Here is a 16,628-nt window from a genome sequence, read left to right as displayed (position 1 = left end):
TCCGGCGGCGGCCCGGATCAGGGGGTGGCGCGGTGGCGGGTGCGCGAGGCCAGTACCGCTATGTCGTCCTCCGCACCCGGTCCGAACCGTTCGAGGACGTCGTCCAGCAGGTCCTCCAGGCTCCCGCCCGCGGGCAGGGTCAGTTCCCTGAGGCGGCCGATCGAGATGTCTATGTCCTCGCCTCGCCGCTCCACCAGGCCGTCGGTGTACATGAACAGCACCGTGCCCGGCCCGATCTCCACCGACGTCGTCCGGTACCCGCCGAAGCCGGTGCCCAGCGGCGGGCCCACCGGTACCTCGTCGCACACCCTGGTTCCCGCCTTCCCCGGGTCGATGAGCACCGGCGGCAGATGCCCGGCGCTCGCCACGTCGCACGCCCCGCCGAACCGGTCGACGACGGCCAGCAGACAGGTCGCCGCCCGGTCCAGCCCGGACCGTTCGACCATCCGGTCCAGCTGTTCCAGGATGCGGTGCGGCGGCAGATCGTCGTCGGCGAGCATCCGCAGCAGCGAGCGGTAGTGGCTCATGGCGACCGCCGCCTCCACCCCGTGGCCCATCACATCGCCCATCGCCTTCAGATGCCGCCCGTCCCGCAGCGGGATGACGTCGAACCAGTCGCCGCCGACCATCACGCTCCGGTCGGCCGGCAGATAGCGGGTGGCGATCTCGATGTGCGGGTGCGGCGGGCGCGGCTCGGACAGCAGGGAGCGCTGCAGCTCCAGGGCGATGGTGTGCTCGTGGGCATACCGGCGGGCGTGGTCGAGATCGACGGCGGCCCGGGCGGCGAGTTCCCGGGCGACCACCACGTCCTCGTCCGTGAAGGCCGGTGAGTCCCCCGCCCTGATCAGGCCGAGGACGCCGAGCGGACGGCCGCGTACGGCGACGGGCACGATGACCGCCGAATGCATCCCCAGGGCGCGGTAGGCGGCGACCCGTTCGGGGGCGGGGGCGGAGCGGGCGAGCTCTTCGTCGGTCGTGTGGTTCTCCACGACCGGTTGGTTGGCCGCCAGACAGCGCTGTACGGCCGCACCCTCCTGGTAGTCGACGTACTCACCGGTCAGTCCGAATCCCGGCAGCTCGTCGCGCAGCCCGGCCACCGCCGTCAGCGCCGCCCTGCGCAGTCGCAGCACACCGGCGGGCGCGGGGCGTACCGGGGCGGCGACGTCGGGCGGGAACACCTCGACCGTGGCAAGGTCCGCCAGCCCCGGCACGACGAGGTCGACGAGCTCCGCACAGGTGGTGTCCATGTCGAGCGTGGTGCCGATCCGGGCGGCCGCTGTGTCGAGCATGGTCAGATGCCGCCGGGCCTGTTCCAGCTCGCGCCGCCCCTTGTCCGAGGCCATGACCTCCAGCACGATCCCGGCCACGCCCACGATCCGCCCGCCGACCTCCAGCCGGTGGTACGCCCCGTGCCAGTACCGCCGCACCGAGCCCGCCGCGGCGGCGGTGACTCCGCTGGACGTGATCTCGCGGGGCTTCCCGTCGGCGAGCACGGCCCGCAACATGTCCTCGCCCGCGTCGACTCCCGGGAGGACCTCGGAAACGGTGCGCCCGAGGTGTTCGGCGGCCGGAATGCCGTTGAGCCGTTCGAGGGCCGGGTTGACGTAGAGATAGCGCAGCCCCGTGTCGAGCACGCCCACACCGGCCATGGTGCCGTCGACCAGGGCCGCCAGGGTCGTGGGATCGAACGGCACCACGCTGTCGGCGTACGCATCGGCCTGCACGTCAACCTCCTGGGACGGACACGGACGTCCCGCTGCCCGGCAATCAATCGTCGACCGCCCGCCGCTGCCACGCATCCGCAGCCGGGCCCCCTCACGTCCTCATTCGCCGGACGGGCCCGGGCTTCCCCGCAGCCCCGCGCCCGGGTGTCCGCCGTACGCGGCAACGCCGACGTCATCGCCCTGCGCAACCTCGTGGCCGCCGAACTCCACCGCTTCCCGGAACTTGCCGGGGCATGGCTGCGCCACGGCCCCGCGGGTCACCGCCCGGCCGTGGCGCAGCCTCGCGGAACGGGGCCGGCTGGACATCTCCGACCTCGAAACGGCGATCACTCGGCTGTACGCGCTACTGGTCTTACCTCACATGGTCTTCAGCTCGTACGGAACAGCCATCGACGATGCCACCACGGACCGTCCGGTCACGAGCGGCGTCGACATGTTCCTGGGCCACTACGCCCCCGGGGGCCGGCGGCTCGCAGGCGGGGGCCTCAGGTGAGCGGGTGCGATGTCCGGCCGGACGCCTCGTCGATCTCGTCGTGCGCCTTCGTCAGCATCTTCATCGCCAGCTCATTGAGTGCTCTGGCTCCCGCGATCTCCTCGCCGACCCTCGGCTGTTCCTTGTCGGAGGGGTGACGGCTCGCATATCCATGGGCCCGCACCTCGTTCCCGTCCGGAAGCCGCACCAGGGCGGCCGCACGGGTGCGGTGGGAGTCCTCCTCGAATTCCATGTCCACATGCCACCCGACAGTCGTCTTCGTCATGACGATCACCTCCCTACCAGGGTGCGCCCGTTCCCCCGCCCCTGCACCACGACACCTCCCCCACCGCCCGCTATAGGCTCCGCGTCATGAGCGTCGACGTAGAGATCGTCCACGAAGCGACTGGGGAGATCGTGGCCGCCTTCGCCCGGCTGTTGCCCCAGCTGTCCTCGACCGCCCGTCCACTGGATCAGGAGGCGGTCGACCGGCTGGTGCGGTGCGAGACGAACACGGTGCTCGTCGCTCGTGCCGCGGGCAGCGTCGTCGGAACACTGACGCTGCTTCTGCTTCCCGTCCCGACCGGGCTGCGGGCCCGTATCGAAGACGTCGTGGTCGACACCGAAGCCCGCGGGCAGGGGATCGCGGCCCTGCTGACACAGGAGGCGCTGACGCTGGCCCGGGAGGCGGGTGCGCGGACCGTCGACCTCACCTCCCGGCCGGACCGCGCCGCCGCGAACCGGCTGTACGAGCGTCTGGGCTTCCGGGCGAGGGAGTCGACGGTCTACCGATTCCCGATGGCCGGCCCGGAGCTGCGCCCGGTCCAGGCGTAGTCCGGCCGGTCGAGGTCCAGCCGGTCGAGGTCGAGCCGGTCGAGGTCGAGGGTTCCGTGCGTCGCCGGAGCGTCCGACGGGAGCCGGAGTGCGGTCGCGACCGACTCGGGGAGCGGGGCCAGACCCAGCAGGCCGGTGGCGATCCGTGTCGTCAGCGCGTGCCAGGTCCGGGCGCGCCGGAGCATCGCGTGGTCGCTGCGCCGGATCGCGACCAGACAGGTGTGGGCACCGGCGCGGCGGGCGCGGCCGGTGAAGGACTGGGATGTCCGGGGGCTCGTGATGCGGTCGCGGGTGCTGTGCAGCAGGACGACATCGCGGCCGCCGAGCTGGGTGACCGGATCGTCGGCCGGACACCACGGGGCGAGGCCGACCACCCCGCGTACCAGCGGATGACCGGCGGCGCGGAGGGCGGCGCGGGCGCCCATCGAGTGGCCGACCAGGACCACCGGGATCTCGCCGACGTCGCGGCGCAGGGTGTCGAGGGCGGCCAGGACGTCGTGGAAGGGGTCCTCGCGGGGGCCGTTCCAGCCGCGGTGGGTGTAGCGGGCGGTGTGTACGAGAACGCCCGTTGCGCCGTCGCCCGTCGCCGCGGCGATGGCCCGCGCGAACGGGCGCAACCGCACGGCGGGCAGGTTCAGCGGGCCGGGCGGGGGCGGGCCCAGGCCCGTCTCCGCGCCGCCGTGCAGCAGGAACACGGCCGCGGACGGGCGGACGGCGGACGACGGTTCTGTCATACGTGCCTCCTGGTGCGGGAGCCGGACCCGTGACGAGCATGCTGTACGGAACACGAACCGGAAGACTTCCGCAGCACCGGACCACGGAGGAAACGACATGGGATCGTCACCACAACTCGGCAGTACCGTCCAGGACTTCACACTGCCGGGCGGTGCGCTGACCGGCGAGACGTTCGAGCGCCGCGACTACACCCTCTCCGCCGCACGCGGCCGTGCCGTGGTCCTCGCGTTCTACCCGGGCGACAACACGACCGTGTGCACCAAACAGCTCTGCTCGTACTCCTCGGGCATGGAGACCTTCGGCGAGCTCGACGCGGAGGTCTGGGGAATCAGTCCACAGGGTGTGGACAGCCATGAGTCGTTCGCCCGCGCCCACGGGCTGCGGATGCCGCTGCTCGCGGACGCCGGACGGGAGATCGCCCGGGCGTACGGCGTCGCGGCGCCCGGGATCGGGGTGCGTCGCGCGGTCTTCCTCATCGGGCCGGACGGTGTACTGCGCTGGAAGCATGTCGCCCTGCTCGGAGCCACGTTCCAGTCACTGGACACACTGACCGAACACCTGTCCGGCATCAAAGACGCGTAAAAGATTGCCGGAACCCGGCAGTATCCGTTGCCGGGTGTGTATGGGATCATCCAGCCAGTTCGACGGAAATGTTCGGGGAGTCGTGTTCGGGGGATTTCGGAGATCGGGGAGGGTGATCACGTGACCTTGTTTCTCGGTCTCGGCATTGCGGGAATCGTTCTGCTCGCCCTGTCCCTGATCTTCGACGGCATCCTCGAAGGTCTCTTCGGAGGCGTACTGGACGGCCTCTTCGACGGCCTCCTGTCCCTCCCCGTCATCGCCGGATTCCTCTCGATGCTCGGCTTCGGCGGCGCGATCGTGCTCGGCACCACCGGCGTCGGCACGGTCGCCGCAACCGCCGCCGGAGTGCTGGCCGGGATCGTCGCGGCCTGGCTGACCTGGAAGTTCAGCCGGGCCCTGATGCGGGACCAGACCAGCGTCACACCCCGCGGCGACGATCTCGTCGGTACGTCCGGGTCGGTCGTCACGGCCATCCCGGCCGACGGATACGGCGAGGTCCTGCTGCAACTTGCCGGTCAGACCGTGAAGTTGGCGGCGAAGAGCCCGGTGCCGGTCGAACGCGGCACCGAGATCTGGGTGGAGGCCGCGCTGTCGACCACCTCGGTCGCGGTCCGCCCCGTCGAGCGCTGACCACCGCCCGAGCCGATAGACCGCCCGAAATCAAGCTGCCGTCCCCGCAGGGAGGCAGGGGGGACACCCTTATGAGCCCAGTCGTGACCGCAGTCATAGGAGTCGTCGTACTCCTGGTACTGCTCGCCCTCGTCGTCATCACCCGCTACAAGGTCGCCGGGCCCAGCGAGGCGTTCATCATCACGGGACGCCGCGGCAAGAAGTCGACCGACCCGGTGACCGGCCGCACCAGCATCGACAACAGCGGCCAGAAGGTCGTCGTCGGTGGCGGAGTCTTCGTCGTCCCGTTCGTCCAGCAGAAGTTCACCCTGGACCTGTCCAGCCGGCACATCCCGGTGGCCGTGCGCGGAGCCGTCACCCTGCGCGGTGTGAAGTCCCACCTCGAAGGCGTCGCGATCGTCAAGGTCGGTGGCAGCGAGGAAGCGATCCGGGCCGCGGCACAGCGATTCCTGCAGCAGCAGGACGGCATCGTCGGCTTCACCCAGGAGGTGCTCTCCGGCGCACTGCGCGCCATCGTGGGCCGGATGTCGGTCGAGGACATCATCCGCGACCGTGCCGCGTTCGCCGGCCAGGTCGCGGAGGAGGCCGAGGCCAGCCTCTCCGGTCAGGGCCTGATCCTGGACGCCTTCCAGATCCAGGACATCACCACCGAGGGCTCCTACCTCGAAGACCTCGGCCGCCCCGAGGCCGCCCGCGCCAAGCAGGAGGCGGACATCGCCGAGGCGATCGCCAAGCGCGCCTCCGAGCAGGCCCGGCTCAAGGCCGCCGAGGAGATCGCGATCGCCGAGCGGACCTTCTACCTCAAGCAGGCCGAGATCAAGGCCGAGACGGAAGCCGCCGCGGCCAAGGCCAATGCGGCGGGCCCGCTCGCCGAGGCAGCCCGCCAGCAGGAAGTTCTGGAGGAGCAGGAGAAGGTCGCCCAGCGCCAGGCCGCACTGACCGACCGCGAACTCGACACCAAGGTCCGCAAGCCCGCCGACGCCGCCCGCTACCAGGCCGAGCAGGAGGCCGAGGCCCGCCGGATCGCCCAGGTCAAGGAGGCCGAGGCGGACGCGGAGCGCTCCCGGCTGACCGGTCAGGGCGAGAAGCTGCACCGCTCTGCCCTCGCCGACGCCGTGCGCATCGAGGGCGAGGCGGAAGCCGCGGCCATCGCGGCCAAGGGTGCGGCCGAGGCCGAGGCCATGCAGAAGAAGGCGGACGCGTTCGCGCAGTACGGCGACGCGGCCGTGCTCCAGATGCTGGTCGAGGTGCTGCCGCAGGTCGTCGCCAAGGCGGCCGAGCCGCTGAGCGCCATCGACAAGATGACCGTGATCTCGACGGACGGCGCGAGCCAACTGTCGCGCACGGTCACGGACAACGTCGCCCAGGGCATGGAACTCCTGAGCTCCACCACGGGAGTCGACCTGGCAGCCCTGCTGAAGAACCTCAAGGGCGGTGCGGCTGCCGCGGCTTCGGCCGATCTGCCCGACCGGGCACCCGACGCCGCCCCCGCCGCATCCGCCAACGGGAAGATCGAGATCACCGACTGACCCGGCCGCACCCCGCCCGTGCCCGGCCGGCACCGCACCGGCCGGGCACGCGCACGTCCGGACCGGTGGAGCCCGGCGTCAGTCCGCCAGATCCACCCGCACCGTCAGCAGGTTCGTACCCAGGGCCCGCACCACGGCGCTGTTGTAGCGCGGCAGCCTCTTGAGCCGGGCGCGGGCGTCGTCCTCGGGAAGGGGGTGGGCGGTGCCGGTGTGCCACTGGCCCTTGATGCGGACCCGGACCCGGGGGTCGGCCTGGATGTTGCGTACGTACTGCGACTTCTCGCCGTACTCCGAGACCAGCCAGAACTCCTGGCCGACGCGGCTGCCGCCGACCGGGGTGCGGCGCGGGAGGCCGGAGGTGCGGCCCGTCGTCTCCAGGAGGGTCTGCGACCGCGACTGTCTGGCGAGCGGGTTGACGACATGCCGCTGGAACGACGTGACCGCCCGGAACTTGAGCTCTCGGCTGCGCGACATTCTCGGCCCTTCCGCCGGTTGCTGCGGTCGCCCGGAAGGCGGCCTCGGCCACCCACCGGTCCGGTTGAGTCTAGTCGTGGGCCCCGCCCCGCGCCCGTACGCCGGAGGCGGCGGGAGCCTCCGGATAAGGTAATACGCAGCTAAAGAGATCACCAAGTACGTCAATGAACCACCGTGCCTCTCGGGAGGAAGCCATGGGAACCCACCGCACCACGCTGCCCGGAGTCGGTGTGCAGTACGACTACACGACCGAGTCGGGACAGCACATTTCCGTCGTCGTCCACCACGACGGGCGGCGGTTCATCGGCTTCTACGACCAGGACGATCCTGATTCGTGCCGGCTCTCGGTACCCCTGACTCCGCAGGAGGCCACCGGTCTCGCGCACCTCATCGACGCCGCGCCGATCGACGCGGTACGGACCGAGGGCATCGATCTCGTCACCGAGCACATACCGCTCGGGACGCGCTCTCCGTACGGCGGGCGGCTGCTCGGGGACACCCGGGCGCGGACGCGGACGGGGGCCTCGATCGTGGCCGTGCTGCGGACGCACAGTGCGCATCCGTCGCCCGGGCCGGATTTCCGGCTGGCCATCGGGGACACCCTCGTTGTCGTGGGTACGCGTGAGGGCGTCGACGCGCTCTCCGAGATCATTGCGGAGGGCTGACCGTGCACGACACGACCGCGCTGCTGGTGGAGCTCGGCTCCGTCATCCTGGGCCTCGGAATCATCGGACGGTTCGCCGGGCGGATAGGGCTCTCGCCGATCCCGCTCTATCTGCTGGCGGGGCTCGCCTTCGGGGAGGGCGGGCTGCTGCCGCTCGGAGCCAGTGAGGAATTCACCGCCGTCGGCGCCGAGATCGGCGTCATTCTGCTGCTGCTCCTGCTCGGTCTCGAGTACAGCGCCTCGGAGCTGGTGACGAGTCTCAAGACGCAGTATCCGTCCGGCGCCGTGGACTTCGTGCTCAACGCGACCCCGGGGGCGGTGGCGGCGCTGCTGCTCGGGTGGGGGCCCGTGGGGGCCGTCGCACTGGCCGGTGTCACCTGGATCTCGTCGTCCGGGGTCATCGCGAAGGTGCTCACCGATCTGGGGCGGCTGGGGAACCGGGAGACGCCCGTCATCCTCGGTGTTCTGGTCATCGAGGACCTGTCGATGGCCGTCTATCTGCCGCTGCTCACCGCGATGCTCGCGGGCGTGGGCTTCGCCGGGGGCAGCATCGCGCTGCTCATCGCGCTCGGCACCGTCGGGTTCGTGCTCTATCTGGCGCTGCGGCACGGGCGGCTGATCAGCCGGGCCGTGTCCTCCGACAATCCGGAGATGCTGCTCCTGGTCGTGCTCGGACTGACCGTCCTGGTGGCCGGAGTGGCACAGGAGTTGCAGGTCTCCGCGGCCGTCGGGGCGTTCCTGGTCGGTATCGCGCTCTCGGGCGAGGTCGCCGAGGGAGCGCGCAAGCTGCTGACACCGCTGCGGGATCTGTTCGCCGCCGTCTTCTTCGTGTTCTTCGGACTCTCCACCAATCCGGCCGAGATTCCGCCGGTACTGCTTCCGGCGGCGCTGCTGGCCGTCGTCACCGTCCTCACCAAGATCGGCACTGGGTGGTACGCGGCCCGGCGGGCCGGGATCGGTTCGCGCGGGCGGTGGCGAGCCGGCGGAACGCTCGTCGCACGCGGCGAGTTCTCCATCGTCATCGCAGGCCTGGCCGTGGCGACCGAGCCCCGTATCGGGCCCATCGCCACCGCGTACGTCCTCATCCTCGTCATCGTCGGACCGCTCACCGCCCGCTGGACCCAGCCGGCCGTGGCCCGGATCCAGGCGTGGCGGGACCGGAACGGCAAGGACGGGACACGGGCCGGTGAAGTTCCCGCGGTCCGTCCGGCGCCCGCCCCCCAGGAGGAGTTCGTCTCCTCCGCCGACTGAGGTCAGACGTCGTGGTGGACGGGGAGGTCGGACGTCCAGCCCAGCGGGTACCCGTCCGAGCCGTCCCCCGGCACGGACGGTTCGCCGCCCGCCACGGCGAACGCGCTCAGCGCGTCGATCAGGGCGGTGCGCTGCTCCGGGGCGAGGCGTTCGACGATCGCGGCGATCTCCCGGCGGCGGCCCGCCGTGACGTCCTCGACCAGGCGGCGGCCCTCGGAGGTCACCCGCAGCACCGTCTCGCGGCGGTTGGCGGGGTTCACCTCCCGTTCCGCGAGACCGGCGGCGATCAACCGGTCCAGCATGCGCATCGCGGTCGACGGGTTCACCCCGAGCCGTTCGGCAAGCGTCACCAGCTTGGCGTTCCTGTTCGTGGACAGCACGACAAGGAGCCGGAACTGGGGCAGCGTCACCCTGTCCTCCACCGCCGCGAGTGAACGCGCGGAGACGGCGACGAGCAGCCTGGAAGCCGTCAGTACGGCGCGCGTCACCTCGTCGACGTCATCGTCCCCGCCCCGGTCCGGGGGTCGGTCCTCACGTGTCTGTTCGTGCGCGGCCATGCCTCTTTGTACCGTGCCGGCCGGCGGTACTCGAATCGGTACCCGTCCCACGCGCCGGGCGCCGGCGCGCCGGTGAGCCGGTCCCCTTCGTACGGCTCATAGCGGGGTCGCCGCGTGCAGGATCCGCACCAGCGTCACCGCCGCGTTGAGCGACGAAAGCGCCGAGACCACCGTGCCCGTCGTCGCGACGAGTGCCACCAGGGCGGCATGGGCGGACGACGGGGGCCACAGCCGGGCCTGCGGAACCGGGGCGAGCAGCGCCGCCACCCGGCGCGGTACGGGGCCCGCCGCCGAAGCGGAGCTCGCGAAGGCGGCGAAGCCTACCGAGGCGTCCGGGGCCCGGTGTGAGAAGAGCGCCGCCTTGCCGACCGCGACCGCCACCACCCGCCGGTCGCCGACCGCACGTGCGGCCTCCTCGTCCGCCCATCGTTCGGTGCTGAACGCCACCGCCGTGCGCAAGGGCAGCAGGAACGGGTTGGCGCGCGCCGCGAGTTGGGCGGCCAGCAGATAGCGGTGGTGCCGGGCGGCCAGATGGGCCCGCTCATGGGCGATCAGGGCCCGGCGTTCACGGGCGTCCAGACACCGGGTCATCGCGGTCGAGACGACGACCCGGCCCGGATTGCCGGGCAGCGCATAGGCGTACGGCTCCGGGTCCGGGAGCACGGCGACATCGTCCGAGATGACGGAAGGCGCGGCGGACAGGGCGCGGCCGGCACGGATACGCAGCCGCACATGGCGGTACACCGTCCACCCGCACGCCCCGATCAGCGCCGCCAGCACGCCGATCGCGACGATGCCCGCGTTCACCTCGTACGGCACCGCGTCCCGCACCTGGGGGTCCGACCAGCTGTCCGGCAGTGGATTGCCCGGGAGCTGGGCCGTACCGACCACCACCAGCAGGCCCAGGCACAGCGTGCTGCACAGAGCGAGCAACGTGCCGACGACGGCGAGCAGCCTGGTCGCGCTGCGGGGGTGCAGATGCTGTTCGGCGAGGCGCGCGATCGGCAGTGCGGTCAGCGGCAGCACGAGCGGCAGATAGACGAAGACACCCATCGGACCGTTATCGGCCTTCCGTGCCAAGGGGGGCATCCGGGTCGTCCGGGGCAGCCGCGCGGGCCAGGAGCGCGCGCAGCCGTTCCTCGTCACCGGGGGACAGGGCCGAGATGAAGTGGGCGAGCACGGCGTCCCGGTCCCGCTCGCCGTCAAGTACACGGCGCATCCGCAGGGCCGCGAGACCGGCCTCGTCGGAGGCGGACGTCCAGGTGTAGGAGCGGCCCTCGCGGGACCTGGTCACGGCGTTCTTCGCGTAGAGGCGGGAGAGGATCGTGATGACGGTGGTGTACGCGAGGTCGCCGTCGAGATGTTCCTGCACCCAGCCGGCCGTCGCCGGGCCGTTCGCCGAGTGCAGTACGGCGAGGACCTGGGCCTCCAGTTCGCCCTGCCCGCGCCTGCGGAGCCGCCGGCTGTCGGGGCGTACAGGATCGGGGCTCACGGCGTCGGGCACTTCCTCGTGGGGCGGCTCGTTGTCCGGGTGGTGGCCGGGCCTGGCCGAGTCCATCTGGGGTCCGCCCTTCTGCGATACCGCGTCAGCCGCGGCGTCGCAGCATCCTACTTACTGACGTTTCCGGGACACAGCGGGCGCCCGTCCTGCTAACTTCTACACGTCTGTAGAGTTGGAATTCATTCCGGCAACACAACGCAACGCAACGTATGGAGACGTCATGGCACTGTGGGATCGGATCAAGGAATCCGCTTCGTCGATGCAGTCGCAGCTGGAAGCGAAGAAGAACGACCTGAAGAGCGGCGCGTTCCGTGACGCGAGCATGGCCATGTGCGCCCTGGTCGCGGCGGCCGACGGTTCCATCGACCCGTCCGAGCGCCAGCGTGTCGCCTCGCTGATCGCCTCCAACGAGGTTCTGCAGAACTTCCCGGCGGACGATCTGCAGCGCCGCTTCAACGACTACGTGAACAAGCTCACCGCCGACTTCGCCTTTGGCAAGGTCAGCGTGCTCCAGGAGATCGGCAAGGCGAAGAAGAAGCCTGCCGAGGCGCGCGCCGTCATCCAGATCGGCATCGTCATCGGCGGCGCCGACGGCGACTTCGACAAGTCGGAGCAGGCCGTCGTCCGGGAGGCGTGCTTCGCGCTCGACCTCCCGCCGCACGAGTTCGACCTCTGAGCCTCCCCCTGCTCGACGGACCGGATCCACCCGGTCCCACCCCCATAGCGCCGGATCAACCGCGGACCGACTGACCACCGGCCCGCGCCCGGCAGGCCGGAGGCGTGCTACTCCCCCGATGCACACCTCCGGCCACTCCCTTCCGAGACCCCGCTCCCCGCAGCACGCATCAGCATCGCGTCACGGGTGCGGGGTCTCGCGTCAAGTGCGCGTCAGGGCCGTACCGGCCCCCCTCACATACGGGCATAACGTGATGGGTGCAGCACCCATGCACCCGGGCCCGTCGAGGAGGCACACCATGTCCGACCGCAGCGGAACGGACGACCCCGAACCTCTTGAACCCGGCCCGGCCGGACCGCTCTTCGTCCCCGTCCGGCCGGGACCCGCCGGTTGCCCCACCGGATGGACGGCACGGTTCTTCTGTACGCCGCTGGGCGACCGCACAGCCGTCGGTTTCACCTCCTCGCACCGGCTCGCCGCCACCCTGGGCGACGGTCAGCCCTGGATCAGGCTCTCCGAACCGGCTCTGCGCGCGCTCGGCGTGCCGCTCGGTGTCACCGCCCTCACCATCGATCCCCAACTGACCGCGCAGGCCCCCGGACGGGCCGACACCCCTGTGGCCGGGGCCCGTCGGCGCAGCCCGTATCCGAGGTCCGGGCCCACCCCCGCAACCCGGTGCGGGCGTTGACGACGAGGCGGGAAGGCCACGGGCCCCGCGGATGAGGACACGGACCCCGCAGGTGGGGCATCGGTGCGGGCCGGGTCACACCTCCTTGGCCGGCCAGTCCAGCAGCCGGGCGCCGATGACTGCCGTCTGCAGGGTGTAGCGGTGCATCGGGTCGGACGGATCGGAACCGGTCAGCTGATGGATCCGCTCCAGCCGGTACGTGAGCGCCCGCACGCTCAGCGACAGCCGACGGGCCGTCTCGGCGGACACACAGCCCGCGTCGAAGTAGACGGTGAGCGTCTTCAGGAGGGGTTCGGCGCCGCCGCGCGCCTGCTGAAGGGGGCCCAGCTGACTGCGCACCAGATCGGCCATCGCCTGCCGGTCCCGGGTCAGCACCGGATAGACCAGCAGGTCGGCGGCGTACAGCACCGGATCGTCCAGATTCATCCGTTCCGCGAGATCGAGTGCGTCGAGCGCCTCGTCGTACGACTGGACGACGCCCCCGGGGCCCCGGTGCGGGCGGCCGACGGCGACCCGGCCGCCGTCCGTCGCCGCGTGCGACTGCTTGGCGAAATACCGCAGGACATCGGGCTGGCTGCCGGGGGCGATACAGACCAGCCGACCGTCCTTCGTCGTGATCAGGATCTTCCGGCCGCTGAAGCGCGTGAGCAGCGCCGCCTCGACCGTGCGCGGCACGGAGTCGGTCTCCGTGTACGCCTCCGGGCCCGTCGCCACCGCGACCGCGTGGGCGCGCGAGAGGCGCAGCCCGAACCGGGTGGCCCGCTCGGCGAGCCTGCCCAGATCGCTGCGCCCGTACAGCAGATCGTCGATGAACTCGCGGCGCGCCGCCTCCTCGCGCCGGACGGTGAGCCGCTGGGCCCGCTCGAAGCCCTCGGCGAAGGCGTCGACGGCCTGCTCGATCGCGGCCAGGACGGAGTCGGTGGACGCTTCATCGGCAAAGGCGGCTCGCGGCCAGGCGGTGCGGGTCGCCGCGAGATGGAGGCCGACCAGGGCGCGCAGCTGGAATCCGGCCTCGGCCGCCTCCCGGCCCAGGAGCCGGCGGGTGTCCAGCTCGTCCCGGGTCAGCCGGCGGCCGGTGGCGGCCACATCGGCCAGAATGCGGGCGTAGTCCCCCAGATACTCGTCGGGAATCTCCGGCTCCGGCACGCGCACTCCTCAATTCCTGACGCGACGTTGACACTCACCCAACGCATACCGGCCGGTGCCGGTGCCCGGCATCGAGAACGTACAAAGATTGCCGGACTCCGGCAGTGCGTTGCACGGCCCCGAGTGACACGATCGATCAGCACCAACCGGGGGAACACGGGGGATACGGGGGAAGACCCGGCTGCTGCGGCACCGCTCTGTGCGGTACCGCAGCACCGGGATCACCACCGGACCGCCCGCAAGGAACAGGGGGCGGACCGATGCAGGAGTTCCTGAGTGCGGCGACCGCCTTTCCAGCCGTCCTGTTCGGCGCCGCCCTGGTCGTCGTCGTCTTCTTCTGGCTCCTCGTGCTGGCCGGTGCGGCCGACCACCACTCCTTCGACGGGGACCTCGACACCGGCATGGCCGGGATCGGCGGGGTGCCGGTCACCGTCTCGGTGTCCCTGATGGTCGTCGTCGGCTGGTTCACGAGCCTGGCGGGTACGGTCCTGCTGCACCGCAGCGGTGTCACCGGCATCACCCGCGCGTGGCTCGCCTGTGCGGTGTTCGCCGTGGCGCTGCTGATCGCCTGGGCCGTGATGCGGGTGCTGGTGCGTCTGGTGCGCCGGCGTTTCCCGGACGAGCCCCCTCCGTCGCGGCAGGACTTCCTCGGCCGGGTCTGCACGATCCGTACCGGTTCCGTCAGCTCCGACTTCGGCCAGGCCGAGGTCGCGGCGGCCGACGGTTCCACCGCGATCGTCCAGGTCAGGCTGCTCGGCCCGGCGGACGACGCGGTTCTCACCTCGGGCAGTGCGGGGCTTCTGTACGCGTACGACGACGAGGGCGAGTTCTTCTGGGTCTCGCCGTACGACAAGGCGCTGGACCCGGGACCACCGAAGCCGCGCCCGGGTACCCGCCCGGATGCGCGCCGGTCTCCGCGTCGCTCCGGCTGACCGTCCCGCCCGTCGCAGCCGCATCGCCGAAACCACCCGGCCGCCCTGCCGTCCGGCCATCCGGACAAAAACCTCTGACCTCTCCACCTTCCTCACCAGCCGCCAAGGACTGTCATGGATGCCATCACCCTGGGCTTCGGTGTGCTCGTAGCCGTTGTCCTGCTCATCGCCGTCGCCCTGCTTCTCGTCATCAGCCGGCTCTTCCGCAAGGTGGAACAGGGCAAGGCCCTGATCATCTCCAAGACCAAGAAGGTCGATGTCACCTTCACCGGGGCCGTCGTCCTGCCGGTGCTGCACAAGGCCGAGTACATGGACATCTCGGTGAAGACCATCGAGATCCGGCGCACCGGGCGCGAGGGCCTGATCTGCCAGGACAACATCCGCGCCGACATCCACATCAATTTCTTCGTACGTGTCAACAAGACCGTCGAGGACGTCATCAAGGTCGCCCAGTCCATCGGTACGGAGCGGGCCAGCGACAAGGTCGCGATCCAGGAGTTCTTCGCCGCGAAGTTCGCCGAGGCGCTCAAGACCGTGGGCAAGCAGCTGGACTTCGTCGATCTGTACACCAAGCGCGAGGAGTTCCGGGACCGGATCATCCGGGTCATCGGTACGGACCTGAACGGCTACCACCTCGACGACGCCGCGATCGACTTCCTTGAGCAGACGCCCATGACGCAGCTCGACGGCGCCAACATCCTCGACGCACAGGGCATCCGCAAGATCACCGAGCTGACGGCGATCGAGCACGTACGCACCAACGAGTACCAGCGCACCGAGCAGAAGGAGATCACCCGGCAGAACGTCGACGCCCGCGAGACCATTCTGGAGCTGGAGCGCCGGCAGGCCGAGGCCGAGATCAAGCAGCGCCGCGAGGTCGAGACGCTGCGGGCCCGCGAGGAGGCCGCGACCGCCCGGGTCCAGGAGGAGGAACGGCTCGGCGCCCAGACCGCGTTCATCCGTACCGAGGAGCAGCTCGGCATCCAGCGCGAGAACCAGGCCCGGGAGATCGCCGTCGCGCAGAAGAACCGTGAGCGTGTCATCGCCGTGGAGAACGAGCGCATCGAGAAGGACCGGCTGATCGAGGTCATCGGGCGCGAGCGGCAGACCGAACTCAACCGGATCGCCGCGACGAAGGAGGTCGAGGCCGAGCGCCGCGAGGTCGCCGATGTGATCCGGGAGCGGATCGCCGTGGACCGTACGGTCGCCGAGCAGGAGGAGTCCATCAAGACGCTGCGGGCCGTCGAGGAGTCGGAGCGCACCCGGAGGTCGGTCATCATCGCCGCCGAGGCGGAGGCCCAGGAGAAGCTGGTCAAGGACATCAAGGCCGCGGAGGCCGCAGAGGCGGCGGCCACCCACCTGGCCGCCGAGCAGCTGACGCTCGCCGAGGCCCGGCTGAAGACCGCGGACCTGGACGCCCAGGCGAAGCTGCGGCTGGCCGAGGGCATCCAGGCGGAGTCCGCGGCGCCCGGACTCGCCGAGATTCAGGTACGCGAAGCGGAGGCCGACGTCATCGAGAAGGCCGGTCTCGCCGAGGCCGAGGCAACGTCCGCCCGCCTCAAGGCCGAGGCGGAGGGGTCCAGGCTCAAGGCGCTCGCGGCAGCGGAGGGTACGCAGGCCCAGGCGACGGCCGACGCGGCGATGATCGGCGAGAAGCTGAAGGCCGAGGCGGCGGGGCTCACCGAGAAGGCGGCCGCGATGGCGGCGCTGGACGACGCGTCGCGCGGGCACGAGGAGTACCGGCTGCGGCTCGCCGCGGAGAAGGAGATCCGGCTGGCCGGGCTCGATGTGCAGCGGCAGGTCGCCGAGGCGCAGGCGACGGTACTGGCGACGGGTCTGGAGAACGCCGACATCGACATCGTCGGCGGGGATTCGGTCTTCTTCGACCGGCTCGTCTCGTCCATCTCGATGGGCAAGAGCTTCGACGGATTCATCGAGAACTCGGACACGGCGAAGGCGCTTGCGGGGCCGTGGCTGAACGGCACGTCGTCGTTCACGGACGATCTGACGCGGGTGCTGGGGTCGGTGTCGACGGGGGATGTGCAGAACCTGACGGTATCGGCGCTGCTGATGCGGATGATGCGCGCGCCGGGGGCGGGGGTTGCGCCGGGGCAGGTGCAGCAGCTGCTGGCTGCGGCAAAGGAGTTGGGTCTCGCGGATGTGCCGGTGTCGGCGGTGGCGGGGGCGTCCGACGTACCCGCATCGCGGAACGGGTCGCCGGTCGCATAGCGCG

General features: G+C 70.9%; 20 protein-coding genes. 11 read left to right on the top strand and 9 right to left on the bottom strand.

Going from position 1 to position 16,628, the window contains the following annotated elements; all coding sequences use genetic code 11:
* Positions 1-17: 17 nt before the first annotated feature.
* Together OG609_RS21280 and OG609_RS21275 are read right to left on the bottom strand one after the other, a co-directional pair.
* On the bottom strand, positions 18-1,724 hold the full coding sequence (locus OG609_RS21280) for a SpoIIE family protein phosphatase (RefSeq protein WP_442817987.1): 1,707 nt from the start codon (positions 1,722-1,724) through the stop codon (positions 18-20).
* Positions 1,725-1,823: 99 nt separating this feature from the next.
* Positions 1,824-2,030 carry a hypothetical protein gene (locus OG609_RS21275; protein ID WP_327278414.1) on the bottom strand — a complete coding sequence of 69 codons (207 nt, stop codon included), beginning with the start codon at positions 2,028-2,030 and terminating at the stop codon, positions 1,824-1,826.
* Here OG609_RS21275 and OG609_RS21270 point away from each other — a divergent pair.
* Positions 1,948-2,217: a TetR/AcrR family transcriptional regulator C-terminal domain-containing protein gene (locus tag OG609_RS21270; RefSeq protein WP_327274262.1), complete on the top strand. Its 270-nt coding sequence runs from the start codon at positions 1,948-1,950 to the stop codon at positions 2,215-2,217. The two genes, OG609_RS21275 and OG609_RS21270, sit on opposite strands and share 83 nt — an antisense overlap.
* Here OG609_RS21270 and OG609_RS21265 read toward each other — a convergent pair.
* Complete coding sequence (locus OG609_RS21265) at positions 2,210-2,482, bottom strand: DUF1876 domain-containing protein (RefSeq protein WP_327274261.1); 273 nt, start codon at positions 2,480-2,482, stop codon at positions 2,210-2,212. The two genes, OG609_RS21270 and OG609_RS21265, sit on opposite strands and share 8 nt — an antisense overlap.
* A gap of 86 nt (positions 2,483-2,568) precedes the next feature.
* Here OG609_RS21265 and OG609_RS21260 point away from each other — a divergent pair, with 86 nt between their 5' ends.
* Positions 2,569-3,030: a GNAT family N-acetyltransferase gene (locus OG609_RS21260; protein WP_327274260.1), complete on the top strand. Its 462-nt coding sequence runs from the start codon at positions 2,569-2,571 to the stop codon at positions 3,028-3,030.
* Here OG609_RS21260 and OG609_RS21255 read toward each other — a convergent pair.
* Positions 2,982-3,764, bottom strand: a complete 783-nt coding sequence (locus OG609_RS21255; RefSeq protein ID WP_327274259.1) for an alpha/beta hydrolase — start codon at positions 3,762-3,764, stop codon at positions 2,982-2,984. The genes OG609_RS21260 and OG609_RS21255 overlap by 49 nt on opposite strands.
* 97 nt (positions 3,765-3,861) lie before the next feature.
* Here OG609_RS21255 and OG609_RS21250 point away from each other — a divergent pair, with 97 nt between their 5' ends.
* From OG609_RS21250 to OG609_RS21240, 3 genes are all read left to right on the top strand, one after another.
* Entirely contained in the window at positions 3,862-4,347 is a 486-nt protein-coding gene (locus OG609_RS21250; RefSeq protein WP_327274258.1) for a peroxiredoxin, read from the top strand.
* Between the two features lie 120 nt (positions 4,348-4,467).
* Positions 4,468-4,977: a hypothetical protein gene (locus tag OG609_RS21245; RefSeq protein ID WP_327274257.1), complete on the top strand. Its 510-nt coding sequence runs from the start codon at positions 4,468-4,470 to the stop codon at positions 4,975-4,977.
* Between the two features lie 71 nt (positions 4,978-5,048).
* The gene (locus OG609_RS21240; RefSeq protein WP_327274256.1) at positions 5,049-6,506 is read left to right on the top strand and encodes a flotillin family protein; all 1,458 of its coding nucleotides are present in this window, start codon (positions 5,049-5,051) and stop codon (positions 6,504-6,506) included.
* A gap of 78 nt (positions 6,507-6,584) precedes the next feature.
* Here the strand turns inward: OG609_RS21240 and OG609_RS21235 are convergent, their stop codons facing one another.
* Positions 6,585-6,980 carry a nitroreductase/quinone reductase family protein gene (locus tag OG609_RS21235; protein ID WP_189276765.1) on the bottom strand — a complete coding sequence of 132 codons (396 nt, stop codon included), beginning with the start codon at positions 6,978-6,980 and terminating at the stop codon, positions 6,585-6,587.
* A gap of 194 nt (positions 6,981-7,174) precedes the next feature.
* On the opposite strand from OG609_RS21235, the gene OG609_RS21230 reads away from it, so the two are divergent.
* Both OG609_RS21230 and OG609_RS21225 read left to right on the top strand, forming a co-directional pair.
* Positions 7,175-7,645 carry a cation:proton antiporter regulatory subunit gene (locus OG609_RS21230; RefSeq protein WP_073789085.1) on the top strand — a complete coding sequence of 157 codons (471 nt, stop codon included), beginning with the start codon at positions 7,175-7,177 and terminating at the stop codon, positions 7,643-7,645.
* A gap of 2 nt (positions 7,646-7,647) precedes the next feature.
* Positions 7,648-8,895 (top strand): cation:proton antiporter, encoded by a 1,248-nt coding sequence (locus tag OG609_RS21225; RefSeq protein WP_327274255.1) that lies wholly within the window; start codon positions 7,648-7,650, stop codon positions 8,893-8,895.
* Positions 8,896-8,897: 2 nt separating this feature from the next.
* On the opposite strand, the gene OG609_RS21220 is transcribed toward OG609_RS21225, so the two are convergent.
* The 3 genes from OG609_RS21220 to OG609_RS21210 form a co-directional block, all read right to left on the bottom strand.
* Positions 8,898-9,452 carry a MarR family winged helix-turn-helix transcriptional regulator gene (locus OG609_RS21220; RefSeq protein ID WP_327274254.1) on the bottom strand — a complete coding sequence of 185 codons (555 nt, stop codon included), beginning with the start codon at positions 9,450-9,452 and terminating at the stop codon, positions 8,898-8,900.
* 96 nt (positions 9,453-9,548) lie between these two features.
* Positions 9,549-10,505: a M56 family metallopeptidase gene (locus tag OG609_RS21215; protein WP_327274253.1), complete on the bottom strand. Its 957-nt coding sequence runs from the start codon at positions 10,503-10,505 to the stop codon at positions 9,549-9,551.
* A 7-nt stretch (positions 10,506-10,512) separates the two neighbouring features.
* Complete coding sequence (locus OG609_RS21210) at positions 10,513-11,010, bottom strand: BlaI/MecI/CopY family transcriptional regulator (RefSeq protein WP_327274252.1); 498 nt, start codon at positions 11,008-11,010, stop codon at positions 10,513-10,515.
* A 163-nt stretch (positions 11,011-11,173) separates the two neighbouring features.
* Between OG609_RS21210 and OG609_RS21205 the strand changes: the two genes are divergently transcribed.
* Together OG609_RS21205 and OG609_RS21200 are read left to right on the top strand one after the other, a co-directional pair.
* Positions 11,174-11,629 (top strand): tellurite resistance TerB family protein, encoded by a 456-nt coding sequence (locus OG609_RS21205; RefSeq protein WP_093899464.1) that lies wholly within the window; start codon positions 11,174-11,176, stop codon positions 11,627-11,629.
* 298 nt (positions 11,630-11,927) lie between these two features.
* A complete protein-coding gene (locus OG609_RS21200) occupies positions 11,928-12,317 on the top strand; it encodes an SAV_915 family protein (protein ID WP_327274251.1) in 390 nt (129 codons plus the stop codon).
* Positions 12,318-12,392: 75 nt separating this feature from the next.
* Here the strand turns inward: OG609_RS21200 and OG609_RS21195 are convergent, their stop codons facing one another.
* Positions 12,393-13,463: a PucR family transcriptional regulator gene (locus OG609_RS21195; protein WP_327274250.1), complete on the bottom strand. Its 1,071-nt coding sequence runs from the start codon at positions 13,461-13,463 to the stop codon at positions 12,393-12,395.
* 260 nt (positions 13,464-13,723) lie between these two features.
* Between OG609_RS21195 and OG609_RS21190 the strand changes: the two genes are divergently transcribed.
* Together OG609_RS21190 and OG609_RS21185 are read left to right on the top strand one after the other, a co-directional pair.
* The gene (locus tag OG609_RS21190; RefSeq protein WP_327274249.1) at positions 13,724-14,395 is read left to right on the top strand and encodes a hypothetical protein; all 672 of its coding nucleotides are present in this window, start codon (positions 13,724-13,726) and stop codon (positions 14,393-14,395) included.
* A 114-nt stretch (positions 14,396-14,509) separates the two neighbouring features.
* Positions 14,510-16,624 carry a flotillin family protein gene (locus tag OG609_RS21185; RefSeq protein WP_327274248.1) on the top strand — a complete coding sequence of 705 codons (2,115 nt, stop codon included), beginning with the start codon at positions 14,510-14,512 and terminating at the stop codon, positions 16,622-16,624.
* Positions 16,625-16,628: the final 4 nt, after the last annotated feature.

This window comes from Streptomyces sp. NBC_01224, assembly GCF_036002945.1.
In the GTDB taxonomy this organism is placed as follows: domain Bacteria; phylum Actinomycetota; class Actinomycetes; order Streptomycetales; family Streptomycetaceae; genus Streptomyces.
Note: the sequence above shows the minus strand (reverse complement) of the source record. Positions and strands in the feature narration are given on the sequence as shown.